The organism is Streptomyces sp. V1I1 (assembly GCF_030817355.1).
GTDB lineage: Bacteria > Actinomycetota > Actinomycetes > Streptomycetales > Streptomycetaceae > Streptomyces.
Window position 1 is genome coordinate 762301 of the sequence record NZ_JAUSZH010000001.1, and the last position, 17006, is coordinate 779306.

The following is a 17006-nucleotide window of genomic DNA, read 5'->3' on the forward strand; positions in this document are numbered from 1 at the left end:
GGTGAAGGATCCCTCCATACGCAGGTCCATCACGCTCTTCCGGGCGTTCATGGGCGAGCAGACCGACCCGGACCGGTGCTACAGCCTGCTCGCCCAGGATGCGGCCGACCAGCTGGAGCGGCAGACGCCCCTGCACGACCGGCTGGTGGTGGATGTGGGCGGCGGACGCGGCCACTTCACCGAGGAGTTCCGGCGGCGCGGTGCGCAGAGCTATCTCTTCGAGCCCGATCTGCGGGAACTGGGCGCGCGGGGCACCGTCCCCGCGGGCTCGGTGGTCGCCGACGGCTATCTGCTGCCCCTGGCCGACGGCGTCGCAGACGTCTGCTTCTCCTCCAACGTGCTGGAGCACGTCGCCGATCCGCAGACATTCCTCAGCGAGCTGATCCGCGTCACCCGCCCGGGCGGGCTGATCTACGTCTCGTTCACCAACTGGCTCTCCCCCTGGGGCGGTCACGAGTGGGCGCCCTGGCACTACCTGGGTGCCGACCGTGCCCGCGCCCGGTACCTGAGACGGACCGGACGCCCCGCCAAGCACGCACTCGGCGAGAACCTCTTCGCGATCCACATCGGCCCGACCCTGCGTCAGGTGCGCGCCCGCGACGACGTGTCCCTCGTAACGGCCCGCTCGCGGTACTGGCCGTTCCTCGCACAGGCCGTCACCCGCGTTCCGGGCCTGCGCGAGATCGCCACCTGGAACCTCCTCCTCATCCTCCGGCGCCGAACAGAAACGGCAGCAGCGATGAACAGTCAACTGCGAGCCACCCGTGGCTGAGACGACGTTGACCCTCCCCCCGAGCCGGCCCGGACGGCCCCGGCCCACCGCACCGCCGCCCCAGCCGGCCGGCCGGCCGCGCCGCAGATCGTGGCTGCTGGCCTTCTGGGCGGCGGTCTTCGTCGCGTTCCTCTCCGTCTCACCGGGCAGGATGACCTTCGAGACCAAGCTCGGAGTGGTCGCCGACCCATGGAAGTTCATCGGCGACCTCGGGGAGCTGTGGCAGAGCCGCGCCGGTTTCGGCGGACTCTCCAACCAGTACGCCGGATACGCCTTCCCGACCCTCCCGTACTACGCACTCACCGACCTCGCGCACATCCCGGTGTGGCTTGCCGAGCGGCTGTGGCTCTCGCTAATCGTGGCCACCGCGTTCTGGGGCGCCCTGCGGCTCGCCGAGCGCATGGACATCGGCAGCGCACGGACCCGGCTGCTCGGCGCCGTCGGCTACGCGCTGTGGCCCACCTTCACCATCGTCGTCGGCTCCACCTCGGCGGCCGCGCTCCCCGGCTCGATGCTTCCGTGGGTGCTGCTGCCGCTCACCGGCACCCGCACCAGCCCACGGGTGGCCGCGGCCACGTCGGCTCTGCTGATCCCCTTCATGGGCGGGGTCAACGCGGCATCGACGCTCGCCTCCCTGCTGCCAGTAGGGCTCTATCTGCTCAGCCGCCCGGCAGGTCCCCGCAAGCGCGCCCTGATCGCCTGGTGGGTTCCCGGTGTCGTGCTCGCCACCGCCTGGTGGGTGATCCCCTTGCTGCTGCTCGGCGTCTACGGCGAGGACTTCATGCCGTACGTCGAACAGGCCGACACCACGACCGGCACGATGTCGGCGACCGAACTGCTGCGCGGCGCCGGCAACTGGGTCGCCTACCTCCACTTCGGCGAAGCCTGGCTGCCCGCCGGCTGGACCGTGGCGACGGCGACGGTCACCATTCTCGGCTCGGCGTTCGCCGCCGCGTTGGGGCTCGGAGGCCTGGCCCGGCGCGATCTGCCCGAGCGCCGCTGGCTGCTGCTCACCGTGCTGGTCGTCGTCCTGATCGCCCTGGCCGGATACGCCGGTTCCTTCGGCGCGCCCTTCCACGACGGGGTCCGGGACTGGCTGAACGGGTCGCTGCGGCCCTTCAGGAGCATCTACAAGTTCCAGCCCGGGCTCGCACTCGCGCTCGCTTTCGGGCTGATGCACCTGGTGGCGGCGGCGAGCGAGAGCCGCGGCGCCCGGCCGTTCCCCGCGCGGCGTTACGCCCCCGTGATCGCCACGCTGCTGGTACTGCCCGGTCTGGCCTGGCCGTACGTGAACGGGACGATCCTGCAGCCCGGCGCCTTCAAGAAGCTGCCGGGCCAGTGGACGCAGGCCGCCGACTGGCTGGAGAAGAACTCGCCCGACAGCCGTGCCCTCGTCGTCCCCGCCACCTCCCACGGCCTCTACACCTGGGGCTCTCCCATCGACCAGCCCTTCGACGTGCTCGCCGACTCCCCTTGGGCACAGCGGGACTTCGTGCCCTTCGGGACGCCCGGCTCGCGACGAGCGATGGACGCGGTGGAGCAGGCGCTCATGAGTGGCAGCGAAGTTCCGGGCCTGCGCGACTACTTGTCGCGCGCCGGCCTCTACTTCGTCGTCGTACGCAACGACCTCGACCCGGACCAGATCGGATACGTCCCGCCGATCACCGTGAAGCGCACCCTGGAGGCCTCCGGCTACCGGAGAGTCGCCGGATTCGACCCGGTACTCACCGGCGGCCGGATCCCCAGCGGCACACCGTTGCAGGTCCAGGGCATCTTCCCGCGGATGCAGGCCGTCGAGATCTACGAACCGGCCGGCAACGCCCGGCGGCCCGGCCAGGCCGGCCTTCAGGCAGTCGCAGACACCGCCGTGGTCAGCGGCGGCCCCGAAGCGCTGCTGCAACTGTCCGCCGATCCGCGACTGCGGAACCGCCCCACCGTGCTCACCGGGGACAACCACCCGGGGCTCGGCACACCTGCCGCGCAGTACGTCGCGGACGGGCTGCGCCGCGCCGACACCCGCTTCGGGCTGGTCAACAGCAACACCTCGTACACCTACACCGCGGATGAACGGAACCCCACCGGGAGCCTGCAGGACCCGGGCGAGCAACCGCGGCAGATCCTGCCGATGAAGGGCACCGGGCACCAGACGACGGCCGTCCTGCGGGGCGCCGCCTCGGTGACCGCATCCAGCAGTGGCAACTGGCTGTTCCACCTGCCGCAGTACGACCCGGTGAACGCCTTCGACGGCAACCCGGGGACCGCGTGGGCCGAGGGCAGTGCCAAAAACGCCGCGGGCCAGTGGCTCCGTATCGGCTTCTCCTCGCCCACCGACATCCCCGCCTCGCTTCAGCTCACTCCGCTGCCCGGCGACGGAATGCGGGCCGCCCCCACATTCGTACGGGTCGAGACCGACCACGGCTTCGAGGACAGCCCGCTGGCACCGAACGGAAACCCGCAGCCGGTCAAGGCACCCGCAGGGCAGGCCAAGTGGCTGAAGATCACCGTCCTGGCGGCCCAGTCCCCGAAGGCCGGACTGGGTGGCGCGGGCTTCAGCGAGGTCTCCGTCCCCGGCGTCCAGGTGACCCGGCTGCTCCGGCTTCCCACCGACGCGCGCGACACCGAGGCCCGGGCGGAGGTGTTCTCGCTCCACCGCGGCAGCGACCCGGGCGGTCTCTCGCCTGCCTCGGCAGAGGAGGGCCTGCACCGTCGGCTCAGCGTCGGCCGGGGCGGAGACTTCGCCGTCACCGCTCAGGCGCTGCCGGTGCCGGGCGAGGCGCTCGACCGGCTCGTCACGGGCGCCGATCCGCGGCAGGGGCGGCGGATCACGGCGACCGCCGACTCGACCAGCCGACTCGGGAACGGCCTCAGTCCCCGCAATCTCGTCGATGAGGACCTGACCACCGCGTGGATCGCCGGCGACCGGCCGGTCATCCATCTGCGCTGGCCCGGCCGGAAGACCATCGACGAGATCGTCCTCGCGGCCGCGGGCGGACTCTCCACCCGGCCCGAGCAGATACTGATCAGCACCCCGAACGGCGCCGTGACGGCCGGCGTCGACGAGAACGGCCTGGCCCGCTTCGAGCCGATCACCACGGACCGGCTCGACATCACCATCAGCCGGGCCGCGCCGATGACCGTCCACAACCCCGTTGCCGACAACCGGATGCAGTTGCCGGTCGGCCTCAGCGAGGTCTACGTTCCGGCGCTCGCCGACCTTCGCACACCGCCCCCGGCCTCGCACTTGAGGTTCTCCGTGCCGTGCGGCGAAGGCCCTCCCGTCGCCGTCGACGGCACGCTGCACGCCACGAGCGCGTCGGGAACGGTGCGCGACCTGACGGAGCGCCGGCCGGTCGAGGTCAAGCTCTGCCGGACACCGGACGGCACTCTTGCGCTGGGCCGAGGGCTGCACCAGGTGGAGGCGGGCGACGAAGGTCCCCTCGCCCTCACCGACATCACGCTGACCCGCGGCGAGGTCCGGCCGACCGCCGTGAGCGAACAGCGGGCGGTAACCACAACCGACTGGCGCGGCGACCGGCGGTCCGTCACCGTCGGCGCGGGCGAGGCCGGCTACCTCCAGATGTACGAGAACGTAAACGACGGCTGGAAGGCCACCCTGAACGGCAAGAAGCTGATCCCGTTGCGGATCGACGGCTGGCAGCAGGCCTGGCTGATCCCCGCAGGCGCGGGCGGCACGGTCGAGCTCGAGTACGAGCCCGTGCTGATCTACGACATCGGGCTGATCGGCGGCGCGGTGGCGGTGGCCCTGCTCGCGGGTCTCGCGCTCGTACGCCGCCGGGGCTCCACCCCGGCCGCCGCGGAAATGGCCCCGCCGGCGCCCGGATGGGTTCTGGGCTGCGTCGCGCTGACCCTCGTGGTCGCGGTCGTGGCGGGTCCCTTCGCACTGATCGTCCCCGCGCTGGCGGTAGTTGCCCGCCTGCGGCACTCCCTGCTGGTGCCGATCGCAGCGGTGGCGATGGCCGGCGCCGGGATCGCGGCCGCGACGGGGGCGGGCGATCCGGTGTCCGCCGGCCAGGGTGCGTTCGGCCCGCCGGCCCAACTGCTGGCGCTCATCGCGCTGTGCGCCGCCGTGGTCACCGTGGACCGGCGGGTGCGGGGCACACCTGCGTCGGCGGCTCCTGATCCGCAGACCCTGCCCCAGCGGGTGCCGTCGGGAAACGGCCTTGCCGAGCGCCCCGGGCCGGGCCCGGGGCCCGACCCTGATCCGCCCGGCATCGGACCGTTCAACACAAGGGAGGCCCCGCCGAGATGACCGCCCTGCAACCCGCCCGGCCCGGGCCCCCGGCCGACCCCGCTCCGGGCCGGATTCCGTTTCCGGTTGTCGATGAGATCTCCCGGCACTGCCTCCGTGAGGAGGAGCCCGAGACCGTACACATAGAGGTGCGCCTGCCCCGGCAGCCGGATCCGGAACGGCTTCGGGCCGCGTTCGGCGAGGCCTTGCGCCGGCACCCGCGGATTCTGGTGCGCGAGGCACCCGGCCCCTGGTACCGGCGGCGCTACGAGTGGGAGTTGACCGGCATCCCGGACGTGGATCCGGTGAGCTTCCCGGAGCCGGGGCCCGGTGCGCTGGAGCGTGCCAGGGTCAAAGCGCTGTCCGAAGCTCCGCCGCTGTCCGTTTCCCCGCCCGTCCGGCTGGACGTGGTGAGGCCGTCCTCGACGGGCAGCTCGTGTGTGCTGCTGTTGACGCTCAACCACACCGCCCTGGACGGGCCCGCCTGTCTGCGCGTGCTGGCCACGGCCGCCGAGCTGTACGGCGGCGCCGCCGTCTCCCCCACGTCACCGGTACGCAATCCGGTCGGCGCGGCGGGGCGGCCGGTTCCACAACCGCCCGCCCGCATGGTCGGCCCGGCCCGGCCCGCTCGTGTGGCACCCGCGACCGGCGTCCGGGGTACCGGCGGAAACGGCCTGCTGCTGGCCGATCTGCCGGTGCCGCGCCGGCCGGCCGGGGCCGGCTACACCGTCAACGACCAACTCCTCGTCGCCACCTGCCTGATGATCGCCCGCTGGAACCGGCTGCACGATGCCCCTCCCCGCCCGATGCGCATCACCATGCCCGTCGACGACCGGCCCCGCGGCGCCGAGATGCCCATCGGAAACGGCACCCGTCTCGTCGAGGTCGGATTCGGGGCGCAGGAGTACGCGCGGGAGCCAGGCCCCGAGGCTGTCGCCGCCATGCTTCACCGCACCGCGGAGAGCACCCGCGCCCTGAAGTCGGCACCCCGCCCTCAACTCGGCCACGCCGCCGCCCTCCTGACCGCACCCGCCCTGCCCGTCGGGATGCGGGCCGCCCTGACCCGTGGCATTCGGTGGGCTGCCGCTCCCTGGACCTCGACGACGCTGCTCAGCAACATCGGGCGCATTCCGTACCCGCTGGACTTCGCGGAGGCCGGCCGGGCGGAGGCCGTCTGGTTCTCGGCTCCCGCCGCGATGCCGCGCGGGCTGACCGTGACCACCGCCAGCACGGGGGGACGACTGCATCTGGCGCTGCGCTGGTCGCGCGCGCTCCTCGACGACGCGGCGGGGCAGCGGCTGTGCGACTTCTTCACGGAGTATCTGGCGGCCATGGCGGCCCTGCCGGCCACGTCAGGAGGTGACGGGCCATGACGGGAACTCTCCCCGCGGGGCTGCGCGAGTTCTACGAGAACCCGGCCGTCCCCGTCGCCTCCGGAGACGAGCGCAGCCGCCGCCAGGCACTGATGCTGGCCCGAGTTCTGCCCCCTGAGCCCTCCCTCGTCGTCGACGTCGGCTGCGGCGACGGCTCCGCGGCGGCCACCGCGGGTCCACTCCTCCCCCATCACCGGATCGTCGGTGTCGACTGGTCCCAGGACGCGCTGCGCCGGGCCGCCACCCGGATGAACCATGTAGTGCGGGGTGAACTGACCTCGGGCGGCCTGCCGTTGGCCGACGCGACCGCCGACGCCGTGCTCTTCAGCGAGGTGATCGAGCATCTGGTGGATCCCGACAGTGCGATGGACGAGCTTCGCCGCATCCTCAAACCGGGCGGCCATCTGATGCTCTCCACCCCGAACCTGGCCGCCTGGTACAACCGGTTGCTGCTGGCCGCGGGAGTGCAGCCCGTCTTCTCGGAGGTCAGCCTGCGTGCCATTCACGGCCGGCCGGGATCCCAAGTGGTCGGCCATCTGCGCCTGTTCACCGCCCGTGCCCTGCGGGGATTCCTCACCGCCGCGGGCTTCGAGGTGGTCGCCCTGGCCGGCGCGCCCTTCCACGGTGTCCCGCGCCCACTGCGCCTTGTGGACCGGGCCGCCTGTGCCGCGCCATCCATGGCCTCCATCCTCCTGGTGCACGCCAGGCGGGTGTAGCGCCGTGTGGTGGGGGGTGGCCTCAGCCCTGCTGGCCAACGTCTTCTACAGCACCGGCTTCGTACTCGAGAAGCGGGCACTGTCCGGTCTGCCGCCACTGAGCTCGGGACAACCGGCCCGAGTCGTACGGCTGCTCATCGGCAGCCCGTTGTGGCTCGGCGGTTCGCTCGCGCTCGCCGCCGGCTTCGCGGCACAGCTCGCCGTCTACCGAACCCTTCCCATCGCAGCCGCGCAGGGCATCTTCGTCTCCGGTCTCGTGCTGCTCCTGCTGCTCTCCGCGGCCGTGCTCGGCGAGCGCCCCAGCGGCCGCGAGCGACGCGGCGTGGTCATGATCACCCTCGCCCTGCTGATGGTCGTGGCCTCCCTCCAGGACTCCGACGCCGTGGGCGCGCATGCCTCGGCCGGCCGTGTCCTGCTGATCTGCCTACCCGCGCTCGCAGCGGGGCTGTGGCTGTACTGGGCCGTGGAACGCCGGAGCCGCCGCCGTCACCGGCTGCCGACCGCGGGCGTCGAATACGGCGTCGCCGTCGGGCTGTTGTACGGCGTCAGCTCGCTCGCCATCAAGGGCGTCTCCAGCTATCTGACGACCCGCGGTATCGGGGACGCGGTCTTCGCCCTGCTGGGGTCCCCCTATCCGTACATCCTGCTGTTCACCGCAGTCACCGGCCTGATCCTGTCCCAGACCGCGCTGCAGCGCTGCCGGGCATCTCTGATCGTGCCCGTGTGCACGACCGTCACCTGTCTGTTCACGGCGGCGCTCGGCACTTTCGTCTTCGGCGAGTCGCTGCCGGAAGACCCGCTGCGGCTCGCGCTGCGGCTCGGCGGCACCGCACTCGCCGTCTCCGTCCTGCTGATGCTTCCGCGGCATGACGAACCCCCCACCCCGGCAAAGGAATTGGCCCATGAAGCATGACGACCCCCTGCTCCGGATCATCGCCTGCCCGATCGACAAGGGGCAGCTCACGCTGCTCCTGCCCGAGCAGTTCCTCTACAACCCGCGGCTGCGCCGCCGCTATCCGATCATCGACGGGATCCCCCAACTGCTTCCCTCCTCGGGTGCACGGGTACCCGACGATGAGCACGAGCGGATCCTCAGGCGGATCGGCCCGTGACACTCGCCGCCCGGATCGCCCCTCATCTGCCGCCCCCACTGGTCGCCACGGGCGTCGGTCTGCTGTATCCGCGGTATGAGCCGGAGCTGCGCCGACTGGCCGACTTCTGCCCGCCCGGCGGCTCGGCGGTGGATGTCGGCGGCTGGTACGGCCCGTGGTCTCGGCGGCTGGCGCGGCGGGCGGGCCGGGTGGTGGCAGTCGAGCCGGTCCCCCACCTCGCCCGCCTGCTGGCCGCCACCACTCCCGCCAACGTCGACGTGGTGAACGCGGCTGCCACGGACCGCGACGGCGGCACGGCGCAGCTGTGGCTGCCGTCGGACGACCGCGGCAACCGTGGTGTCTCGTCGCTCGTCCGCAGGGACTTGCACACCAGATCGATACCGGTGCCCTGCGTCCGGATCGACAGCCTCGGTCTGCACGACATCACCCTGATCAAGATCGATGTGGACGGAAGCGAGCTGAACGTGCTGCGCGGCGCCGAGGAGACGCTGGTCTGTGACCGACCTGCGCTCTTCATCGAGCTGGAGGCCCGGATCGGGCCACTGGAACCGGTGCTGAACCTGCTCGCCCACCATGGCTACCGGGGCTGGGTGCTGCCGGGCCGCGACTGGCTACCGCTGTCCGATTTCGATCTGTCAGGCCACCAGTCCCTGACGGCACACGTCGCCGAGCACGGACTCCTGCGCCGCAGCCTCACCCCGTTCCGGCGGCGGTACGTCAATTCGGTGCTCTTCCTCCACGGCTCCCGGCAGCCCGGCCGCGCGGCGGCAGCGGCTCCCGTACGCGGCCTTCGCACGGCACCAACCGTCCGTCACCGTGGTCGCCACGATCACCTTTGAGGCGTACAGCCGGCTCAAGGCCCCCAAGGGGGAGGTGAATCGCGCGGCGCGCCAGGTGCTCGGCAGGGTGAAGCCGATCATTCTGCCCCGTCTGCTGCGCGACGAGGACCGAGCCGAGGCACAACGCCTCTATGAGCACGAGGACTTCACCGACCGTGGCATCGGCGAACAGATGATTGCCGCGCCCTCCTCGAGGATCGGCTCAACGCCCCGAAGGCTGGGCCGTGGTGCGGGCCGCCGTCGACTGGCAGCGGATGGGGTGCGAGGAGTCACTCACCAAAACCGCCCTGCGGCAACTCTTCGTCCACTATCTGGCGGCGGGACGCCCACCGCAGCCACCGCGGTCCTTCACCAGCGTCTGCGGCCCTGGCCGCTCAGAGCCGGCAGCTGATCTCCATGCCGTCCTCGACGGGGAAGGTCACGCTCTGGCAGCCGTTCGCCGGGGCGCGTAGGCCGGACCGATAGGAGGCCCGTCGAGGACCCAGACCGACGGCAGTCGGCAAGCCCGCTGTTGGGGGTGATGCCGAAACCGACGACGACCGCGTCGGCGTCGAGCTGAGCCGAAGTGGGGCCAGCCGCGGCGCGGACGACGGCATGCGGCAGGATGGGCGATCGCGTCGGACCGGTCCGCATGTCTCGACGTGACCGCACACCCGAGAATCGAGCAGACAACAAGGTGACGAAACATCACATCCCGTGCTCTGCGGCGAATGCCACCGTCAGCCCTCTCCCCCGTACGACGGGAGCAGGCCGATGAATCGGGCGCTCACGCTGCACGACCTGATCGTCGCCGGGATCGCGCTGGCCGCCGGCATCGCGGCAGGACTGCTGCTGCGCGCGACCCTGCGATGGCTGGGAGAACGGGCGCGCAGAACGCGATGGAGTGGAGACGACTTCGTCGTCGACGCCTTGCGGACCCTGGTCCCCTGGGCGGCGATAGCTGGGGGCGCGGCGGTGGCGGCCACGGCGCTTCCGCTGACCGCCAGAGTCGGACACAACGTCAATATGACGCTGACGGCGCTGCTCATCCTGGCCGCAACTCTCACGGCGGCCCGGGTGATCACCGGTCTGGTGCGGTCCCTGGCACAGTCCAGGTCGGGGGTGGCCGGATCGGCCACCATATTCGTCAACATCACACGCGTCGTGATTCTGGCGATGGGCTGCCTTGTCGTTCTTCAGACCCTGGGCATCTCCATCGCGCCGCTGCTCACCGCGTTGGGAGTGGGCGGTCTGGCGGTCGCTCTGGCATTGCAGGACACTCTTGCCAATCTGTTCGCAGGCGTGCACATCCTCGCCTCGAAGACGGTGCAGCCCGGCGACTACATCCGGCTCAGCAGCGGCGAGGAGGGCTATGTCGTCGACATCAACTGGCGTAACACCGTGGTGCGTCAGCTGTCGAACAACCTGGTGATCATCCCCAACGCCCAGCTCGCCGGCACCAACATGACCAACTTCAACAGGCCGGAGCAGCAGCTGTCGATCATGGTCCAGGTGGGAGTCGGCTACGACAGCGACCTCGAGCACGTCGAGCGGGTGACGACCGAAGTCGTCGAGAAGGTGATGACCGATATCACCGGTGCCGTTCCTGACCATGAACCGGCTGTCCGTTTCCACACGTTCGGGGATTCCAGGATCAACTTCACGGTAATCCTGGGGGTCGGCGAGTTCAGCGACCAGTACCGGATCAAGCACGAGTTCATCAAGCAGTTGCATCAGCGATATCGGGAGGAGGGCATCACGATTCCCGCTCCGACGCGAACCGTGACAGTGCAGCAGAGGGATGCGCCTGTAGTGTTCCCGCACCAACGCGAGGCGACGGAGTCCGTGCCGTAGCGGGGCAGGGCGGGCCGGGCGTACGCCGCCCATTCTCTGTACGCCCCCGCCCGGCAGCGCACTTCATCGGCTCACATGGTCTCCATCTTGTAGTAGCGCCATGCCTCGGGTAGTTCCGAAAGGACGATCGCGGTCACCGCGACGGCCAGAGCGCCCACAGCGACGCGAACCACGCCGGCCGGAATGAAAATACCGTTCTTCACAGAGACTCACCTTTTCTCGACTCGTTCTTCGTTCGGACCGCCGCTCTTTCAGGAGGCGGGTCGCCGAACCCTCGGAGGGGCTCTTTCTGCAGGGCGTCGACGACGGATGCGAGGAGCGGCACAGCACGCGTGACGGCGTCCCGCACCGGCTCGCTGAGTCCCACCACGACATCCGGTTCTTCGCCGGTCATGCGTACCTGTGGCTCGCAGCCCAGGACGAGTACCCGCGGGAGGCGTCCGTCGCCCAGCCGCCGAGCCAGAGCGAGCACCTTTACGGGATCCATGGCGTGTGCCTCGGGCAGACCCGCCTCCGGGGGGAGGTCCGGCTCGATGACGGTGAGGGTGCCGGGTGCTTCTCCCCGGGGCGCCGCGTCGACCAGCAAGGCGGCGTCGAAGCCGTCAAGCAGCCGATAGGCCAGGTCCATGCCCCGGATGCCGAAATCCACGACGTGCACGCCCGCCGGAACCGGCCACTCCCTCAGGGCGGCAATCACCTCGGGTCCGAACCCGTCGTCGGCGAGGAAGATGTTGCCGATGCCGGCGACCAGCACTCGGGAACGATGCGACGCGCTCTCGTGGTCGGGACTCAGAGGTTCCACCTCCTCGGGAGTGAAGAAGAAGCGATGTCCGATCTTCCCGCTCGCTCCCAGATCCCGCCCGGGGTCGTCCTGCACCAGCACGGCGAGGTGGAGCATGCCTTCGAAGTCCTCCTCGACGGCGTCGACTTCGGCCTCACGGCCGACGAGCGCCAGGTCGAAGATGTCGGCTCTGCGCGAGGGCTTGAGTCGCACCCGGGAACCGCGCCCCACCGTCACACCGTCCACCACCACGGTCGTCGGCACGGCCTCATCAGCCGCGACCGGTTGTAGCCGTTGGTTCATGCGTCCTCCAGCAAGGGAAAGGCCGACGGTGCGGCTGAAGGGCGGAATTCGCGAATCGCGCCGTGCAGCGCCGCCATCACGTCGGGGTCGAGCCCGGCGCACCGGTCCAGAATCTCCCGCGCCCGGGGGTCGCAGGCTCTGGCCTCGGCCTGCTCCTCCTCCGTCATGCTGAGCACGCTGAGCACGAGGAGCTGGTCGATCTCCGTACCGTCGAAGAGATCGCCGGGGCTTTCCGGGGCCACCGTGGGGAAGTCGTACAGGGTGATGGGGGAAGCCAGCACGGTGTGCGAGCTGTGCCCGCTGCCCTCCCCGGCAAGGACTGGCCACACGCCCCGGTTGGCGCAGCTCGCGGCGGCCCCGCGCAGCCGCTCCGGCGGGTCCAGGAGCGAGACGAACCGGCCTTCGTCGCTGTGAAGGATCACATGGGTGGACGCGAAGGCGTATGAGGCGGCCCGCTCGCGGGCGTGCCGGTCGGCGGGCTCGGGCGCCGGGCAGGCGGTGGTGTTCTCCACCCGCACGGTGAGCCTGTCCACGCCGTGCACTGCCGGCTGCGACTCAAAGGCCAGGATCCCGGTCAGCCGCCGCCAGCTCCGGATGACGCTGCCGACGGGGCGCCCTGAGGAGTCGGTCAAGTGCTCGGTCTGCGAGCCCTCGGGGATGTCGACGGCGGTGTGCCGGGGCCCGCCGGGAACGGTGACCGTGATCAGGACTTCCCGTTCGGTGGCCTCCTGCCAGGCGAGATGCCGTTCACCGTCAACGGTGAGTTCGTCCACGGGCTCCGGCCCGTGCGGGCCTTCGCGCACCACCTGCCGGTCCACGACCTGGAGGAACCGCAGTCGTACGGCCACCTCTCGCGGCGCGCCGCCGTGCTCCAGCAGCACCTGGGTCGTGATGGACGCGGGCTCACCGAGTACCTCGGCGCACTCGCCCCCGGGAAAGACTCCGCCGAAGGTCCAGCGTTTGGTGTTCTTGAGCGCGGATCTGCGATATGGCCACAGCAGATAGCCCTCGTACAGGCAGGTGCGGGCGATCGTGTCGACGGCTGTCGTCGCAGAAGTGGCAGAAGTGGCAGCGGTGTTCATGGTGCTCCTGAGCGGTCGAGCAGAGCGCGTACGGCGTCGCCGACGCTGCCCAGTGTGTGCCGTGCCCGGTAGTCGTCGAGCCGGTCGTGGATCTCCCGGGGCAGCCGTAGCCATGGGGTGGTGCCGTGGTAGCGCTCGATGAGCTCGTGCCAGAGCGCGGCGGGCATCCGGCAGAAGGTCTCCGCGGACGAGGGAACGGGGGCGGTCCGCAACACGCCACCCGGCGGCGGACCGGAAGCCTGGTAGAAGACCATGCCGTTGAAGAGGAACCCGAGAGGCACCTCACCGTCCTTGACCGCGCGCAGATACTTCGTCACGGCCAGCTCGGTCTCTGTACCGCACGGCACAAGCAGCGGCACGGACGTGCGGTCGTCGAATGACGGCACCTGCACGGTGGTTCGGATCCACTGAAGTGGCCTCATGGTGCGGCTCCACTCCTCGGGAAGTCCGAAGAGCTCGGTCAGCGCCCGGTGCGCGTCCGGCGCGTACGCCCGCCGGGTCACGTCGATCCGGACCGTGGTCGTGAGAGCCATGCCCCGGACCGGTCCGCCACCCTCGCGGACGACCTCCAGCGTGAACCGGAGGGTCGGTACCGCCGCGAAGGGTTCCGCCTGCACGGCGGTGACCGCGAACGTCAGATCGGGACAGGCCCGGGTGACCACGGCATCCTGCTGCGCTGCGGTCATGCCGGGGAGAGATTCGGCATATCGGGCATGATCGGGTCGCGGTGCCTGGCGTTGATGCCCGTGGAGCGCCGCGCGGTCGATGTGTCGTCGGGCCGGTGGCCCGGCTGGCGCTTGATGAGGCCGCGGTGATTGCCCCGGCGCACCCCCGGGACGTGCGCGGTCCTGTCGGTCCGTACATCCGGCTTGCCTACGGTGATGCCCATGACGCCTCCTGGGTGTCGGGGGAAGGGCGGGTGGAAAATGCCCGGAAGAAGCCGTCGACCTGCTGCCACACTTCGGGTCCCCCACCCAGCCCCTTCCAGTGTGCGCGCACCAGGGCGGCGAGGCGGTAGCAGTCGTCGAGCGGCACCAGCCAGTACTGCGGTTCATGGGAGCCGCCGCCGTGGGCGCGGTGAACCAGCAGCGCCTCGACCTCGGGAGCCATGGCGGACAGGGCGGGATGGGCGGCCTCCACCCGGGACCAGTCGGCAAGGCCGACGACGGACCGCATCAGCCCCAGAGGGCTGGGGTAGGCGGCGTTCACCTGCCCAGACGTCGCGGACCGGGTGAAGAACGCGAGGTCGACGGGAACGCCGAGCCCCGCCCACACCATGTCGTCGATGCCGCAGCCCTCCAGCCGTCGCCGGGCGGTCGGCAGCAGCAGATACCGTGCGCTCCCTGCTTGCCCGCGGTCGAAGAGCAGCGAACAGGCAGGGCATGCGCAGGAGACCGTGCCCGCGCCCGGGTCGAGCAGATGCCGGTGGTCCGGCGGGATCGGTTCGGCGCACAGGTCGCACCGCTCGTCCTCGGCGCCCTCCGACGCGGTGCGCCGGGCTCGGGACGGCGTGCCTCCCTGAGCCAGTCGGCGCAGTCGGCGGGCGGCGAACGTCGGTGTCGTCATCCCGTCGCCCGGCCGGCCGTGACGGGGCTCCGGAAGAGCGAGTCCACCGGGATCAGCGCCTGGGGTTTGGAGGCCCGCACGGTCTCGATCTCGACCTGCTCGATCTCGGGAGCGCGCCCCATGACCGCGTCCCGCACGGCGGCGTCCGGCGGCTCGGCCGAACAGCCGCAGCCACCGCCGCTGCCTTCCGTCAGCCGTACGCGCGCGACGGCCCCGTCCAGGCCCAGTAGCTCGATGTCACCGTCCTTGCGCCGCAGAACGGACCGCAGCTCGGCGATGGCCGCCTCGACACGGGCTGCCACCGGGTCCGGGTGGAGATCGTGTACGAGGAGCAGATGGCCGACCAGTTCGTCGGCGGCGAGCCGTCGCTCGGCCTCGGCCCCGTCCGCGAGTTGGCCCATGATCCGCCGGAGGCACTCCCCGTACAGATCCACGAGCGCTTGAACGGCGTCGTTCGCGCGGGCCGCCGCCGCGTGGTCCGGCAGGCCGTCCAGCGCGGCGAGCAGTTCGTCGAGCCTCAGCACGTGGCGGCGGGCTTCTTCGTCGTCCCAGGGCATACCCCGCCTCCTAGGAGAGTGCGCCGAAGGTCGGCGAGTGGGACTGCTTCAGGGTCCGTCCGCCGCCCAGGTACATGTGCACGCCGCACGGCAGACATGGGTCGAAGCTGCGAACGGTGCGCATGATGTCGATGCCCTTGAAGTCCTCGGGGCCGTTCTCCTCGAAGATCGGGCAGCCCTGCACGGCATCCTCGTACGGCCCGGGTGTGCCGTACATGTCCCGCGGGCTGGCGTTCCAGGGGGTGGGCGGGTACGGGTGATAGTTGGCGATCTTCTTGTCGCGGATCACCAGATGGTGGGAGAGGACACCGCGCACGGCCTCGTGGAAGCCGACGCCGATCGCCTCGTCGGGGACCGTGAAGTCCTGGAAGACCTTCGTGCGCCCGGCCCGTACCTCCGCGAGGGCCTTGTCCACGAAGTGCAGCGCCATCCCGGCGGCGTAGGCGACGAAGTACATACGGGCGCGGTTGCGCTCGATGGTGTTGGGGAATGGGGGCGGCTTCCACTCCAGCCGCACCTCGGGACTGCTGGGCGTCTTCGGCAGGTCGATCTCGACGCTGTGCCCGGTGGAGCGGACGTAGGGGGTGTGGACCTTGTTGGCGAGGGCGGTCGCCCACAGCCGGGCGATGGGGCCGCCGCCGGTGTCGAGGGCCAGATGGTCGCCGGTGCGCTTGTCGTACCAGCGGGGGCTCATGACCCAGCTGTAGTTGCCGCCGTCGAGGTCCCGCTTCTGCGGTGCCGGAAGCGTGGTCTGGTTCCATGGATGGCGCTTGTCAACGGGGTTGCCCAGCGGGTCCTTGTCGACGAAGGTCTCCTCGGCCGTCCAGTCCTCGTAGTAGGAGCTGCCGAGCAGGATGCGCATCCCGAGGTTGATGTCGACCAGGTCGGTGGTGACCAGCTGGTTGTCGACGATGATGCCGGGGGTGACGAACATGGAGTTGCCCCAGGTGTTCATCGTCCGGTAGTCGTAGTCGACGATCTCGGGGTCCTGGAATGCGCCCCAGCATCCGAGCAGTGTCCGTCGGCGCCCGACCTCCTCATAGCCGGGCAGGGCCTCGTAGAAGAAGTCGAACACGTCGTCGTTCATGGCGACGGCCCGCTTGACGAAGTCGAGACAGCGGGTGAGCCGCACCAGGTAGTCGGTGAAGAGTTGCGGCGTGGCGACGGTACCGACCCCGCCCGGGTAGAGCGTGGAGGGGTGGACGTGCCGGCCCTCCATCAGGCAGATCATCTCCCTGGTGAGGCGGCTCATCACGAGCGCTTCCTTGTACGTCGCCCCCTCGAAGGGGTTGTACGAGCGCATGATGTCGCCGATGGTGCGATTGCCGTGCAGTTCGGCGTGCGGGGCCGGAGTGCGCTCGGCGCGTTCCCACACTCCGGGGTTGGTCTCCTTGACCATGCGTTCGCAGTAGTCGACGAAGACCATGTTGTCCTGGAAGATCGTGTGGTCGAACATGTACTCGGCGGCCTCGCCGAGGTTGATGATCCAGTCAGCGAGCGGCGGCGGCTTCACCCCGTACGCCATGTTCTGCGCGTACACCGAGCACACCGCGTGGTTGTCACCGCAGATGCCGCAGATCCGGCTGGTGATGAAGTGCGCGTCCCTCGGGTCCTTGCCCTTCATGAAGACGCTGTAGCCGCGGAAGATCGACGAGGTGCTGCGGCACTCGACCACCTCACGGCGAGGAAAGTCGATCTTTGTATAGATGCCGAGGTTGCCAACGATCCGGGTGATGGGGTCGAAGGCGACATCGGTGAGGTCGCGTTGCTCGGGCGGAACGGTCTCGCTCGACAAGGCACAGTCCTTTCGGGGCGTCGGCGGG

General features: G+C 70.4%; 16 protein-coding genes. 8 read left to right on the plus strand and 8 right to left on the minus strand.

Annotation, left to right across the window (positions count from 1 at the left end; genetic code table 11):
* Position 1: 1 nt before the first annotated feature.
* The 8 genes from QFZ67_RS03850 (at position 2) to QFZ67_RS03885 (ending at position 10894) form a co-directional block, all read left to right on the plus strand.
* Positions 2 to 772 carry a class I SAM-dependent methyltransferase gene (locus tag QFZ67_RS03850; protein ID WP_307659664.1) on the plus strand — a complete coding sequence of 257 codons (771 nt, stop codon included), beginning with the start codon at positions 2 to 4 and terminating at the stop codon, positions 770 to 772.
* Positions 765 to 5042 carry an alpha-(1->3)-arabinofuranosyltransferase family protein gene (locus tag QFZ67_RS03855; protein ID WP_307659665.1) on the plus strand — a complete coding sequence of 1426 codons (4278 nt, stop codon included), beginning with the start codon at positions 765 to 767 and terminating at the stop codon, positions 5040 to 5042. Before QFZ67_RS03850 ends, QFZ67_RS03855 begins: the two co-directional genes overlap by 8 nt.
* A complete protein-coding gene (locus tag QFZ67_RS03860) occupies positions 5039 to 6394 on the plus strand; it encodes a condensation protein (RefSeq protein ID WP_307659666.1) in 1356 nt (451 codons plus the stop codon). The genes QFZ67_RS03855 and QFZ67_RS03860 overlap by 4 nt, the downstream gene beginning before the upstream one ends.
* Positions 6391 to 7110 carry a bifunctional 2-polyprenyl-6-hydroxyphenol methylase/3-demethylubiquinol 3-O-methyltransferase UbiG gene (locus tag QFZ67_RS03865; RefSeq protein WP_307659667.1) on the plus strand — a complete coding sequence of 240 codons (720 nt, stop codon included), beginning with the start codon at positions 6391 to 6393 and terminating at the stop codon, positions 7108 to 7110. Before QFZ67_RS03860 ends, QFZ67_RS03865 begins: the two co-directional genes overlap by 4 nt.
* A 16-nt stretch (positions 7111 to 7126) precedes the next feature.
* On the plus strand, positions 7127 to 8023 hold the full coding sequence (locus QFZ67_RS03870) for a hypothetical protein (protein ID WP_373429941.1): 897 nt from the start codon (positions 7127 to 7129) through the stop codon (positions 8021 to 8023).
* A complete protein-coding gene (locus tag QFZ67_RS03875) occupies positions 8013 to 8222 on the plus strand; it encodes a Trm112 family protein (RefSeq protein ID WP_307659669.1) in 210 nt (69 codons plus the stop codon). Before QFZ67_RS03870 ends, QFZ67_RS03875 begins: the two co-directional genes overlap by 11 nt.
* Positions 8219 to 9061, plus strand: a complete 843-nt coding sequence (locus tag QFZ67_RS03880) for an FkbM family methyltransferase (RefSeq protein ID WP_307659670.1) — start codon at positions 8219 to 8221, stop codon at positions 9059 to 9061. The genes QFZ67_RS03875 and QFZ67_RS03880 overlap by 4 nt, the downstream gene beginning before the upstream one ends.
* A gap of 753 nt (positions 9062 to 9814) precedes the next feature.
* Positions 9815 to 10894: a mechanosensitive ion channel family protein gene (locus QFZ67_RS03885; RefSeq protein WP_307659671.1), complete on the plus strand. Its 1080-nt coding sequence runs from the start codon at positions 9815 to 9817 to the stop codon at positions 10892 to 10894.
* A gap of 71 nt (positions 10895 to 10965) precedes the next feature.
* Here the strand turns inward: QFZ67_RS03885 and QFZ67_RS03890 are convergent, their stop codons facing one another.
* The 8 genes from QFZ67_RS03890 to QFZ67_RS03925 are packed head-to-tail and all read right to left on the minus strand — an operon-like array spanning position 10966 to position 16978.
* The gene (locus tag QFZ67_RS03890; RefSeq protein WP_307659672.1) at positions 10966 to 11097 is read right to left on the minus strand and encodes a hypothetical protein; all 132 of its coding nucleotides are present in this window, start codon (positions 11095 to 11097) and stop codon (positions 10966 to 10968) included.
* Positions 11094 to 11978 (minus strand): hydrogenase maturation protease, encoded by an 885-nt coding sequence (locus QFZ67_RS03895; protein ID WP_307659673.1) that lies wholly within the window; start codon positions 11976 to 11978, stop codon positions 11094 to 11096. The genes QFZ67_RS03890 and QFZ67_RS03895 overlap by 4 nt, the downstream gene beginning before the upstream one ends.
* On the minus strand, positions 11975 to 13060 hold the full coding sequence (locus QFZ67_RS03900) for a hypothetical protein (RefSeq protein ID WP_307659674.1): 1086 nt from the start codon (positions 13058 to 13060) through the stop codon (positions 11975 to 11977). The genes QFZ67_RS03895 and QFZ67_RS03900 overlap by 4 nt, the downstream gene beginning before the upstream one ends.
* Entirely contained in the window at positions 13057 to 13746 is a 690-nt protein-coding gene (locus tag QFZ67_RS03905; protein ID WP_307659675.1) for a DUF6084 family protein, read from the minus strand. Before QFZ67_RS03905 ends, QFZ67_RS03900 begins: the two co-directional genes overlap by 4 nt.
* Positions 13743 to 13949, minus strand: a complete 207-nt coding sequence (locus tag QFZ67_RS03910) for a hypothetical protein (RefSeq protein ID WP_307659676.1) — start codon at positions 13947 to 13949, stop codon at positions 13743 to 13745. Before QFZ67_RS03910 ends, QFZ67_RS03905 begins: the two co-directional genes overlap by 4 nt.
* Positions 13934 to 14626, minus strand: a complete 693-nt coding sequence (locus QFZ67_RS03915) for a DUF5947 family protein (protein WP_307659677.1) — start codon at positions 14624 to 14626, stop codon at positions 13934 to 13936. The genes QFZ67_RS03910 and QFZ67_RS03915 overlap by 16 nt, the downstream gene beginning before the upstream one ends.
* Positions 14623 to 15183, minus strand: coding sequence for a NifU family protein (locus QFZ67_RS03920; protein WP_307659678.1), 561 nt, complete (start codon positions 15181 to 15183; stop codon positions 14623 to 14625). The genes QFZ67_RS03915 and QFZ67_RS03920 overlap by 4 nt, the downstream gene beginning before the upstream one ends.
* Before the next feature lie 10 nt (positions 15184 to 15193).
* On the minus strand, positions 15194 to 16978 hold the full coding sequence (locus tag QFZ67_RS03925; RefSeq protein ID WP_307659679.1) for a nickel-dependent hydrogenase large subunit: 1785 nt from the start codon (positions 16976 to 16978) through the stop codon (positions 15194 to 15196).
* Between the last annotated feature and the right edge of the window lie 28 nt (positions 16979 to 17006).

Bases quoted from the DNA above. Each gene is read 5' to 3' on its own strand.
- QFZ67_RS03860 (WP_307659666.1), top strand. From the start codon at position 5,039: ATGACCGCCCTGCAACCCGCCCGGCCCGGGCCCCCGGCCGACCCCGCT.
- QFZ67_RS03865 (WP_307659667.1), top strand. From the start codon at position 6,391: ATGACGGGAACTCTCCCCGCGGGGCTGCGCGAGTTCTACGAGAACCCG.
- QFZ67_RS03875 (WP_307659669.1), top strand. From the start codon at position 8,013: ATGAAGCATGACGACCCCCTGCTCCGGATCATCGCCTGCCCGATCGAC.
- QFZ67_RS03885 (WP_307659671.1), top strand. From the start codon at position 9,815: ATGAATCGGGCGCTCACGCTGCACGACCTGATCGTCGCCGGGATCGCG.
- QFZ67_RS03895 (WP_307659673.1), bottom strand. From the start codon at position 11,978: ATGAACCAACGGCTACAACCGGTCGCGGCTGATGAGGCCGTGCCGACG.
- QFZ67_RS03900 (WP_307659674.1), bottom strand. From the start codon at position 13,060: ATGAACACCGCTGCCACTTCTGCCACTTCTGCGACGACAGCCGTCGAC.
- QFZ67_RS03905 (WP_307659675.1), bottom strand. From the start codon at position 13,746: ATGACCGCAGCGCAGCAGGATGCCGTGGTCACCCGGGCCTGTCCCGAT.
- QFZ67_RS03910 (WP_307659676.1), bottom strand. From the start codon at position 13,949: ATGGGCATCACCGTAGGCAAGCCGGATGTACGGACCGACAGGACCGCG.
- QFZ67_RS03915 (WP_307659677.1), bottom strand. From the start codon at position 14,626: ATGACGACACCGACGTTCGCCGCCCGCCGACTGCGCCGACTGGCTCAG.
- QFZ67_RS03920 (WP_307659678.1), bottom strand. From the start codon at position 15,183: ATGCCCTGGGACGACGAAGAAGCCCGCCGCCACGTGCTGAGGCTCGAC.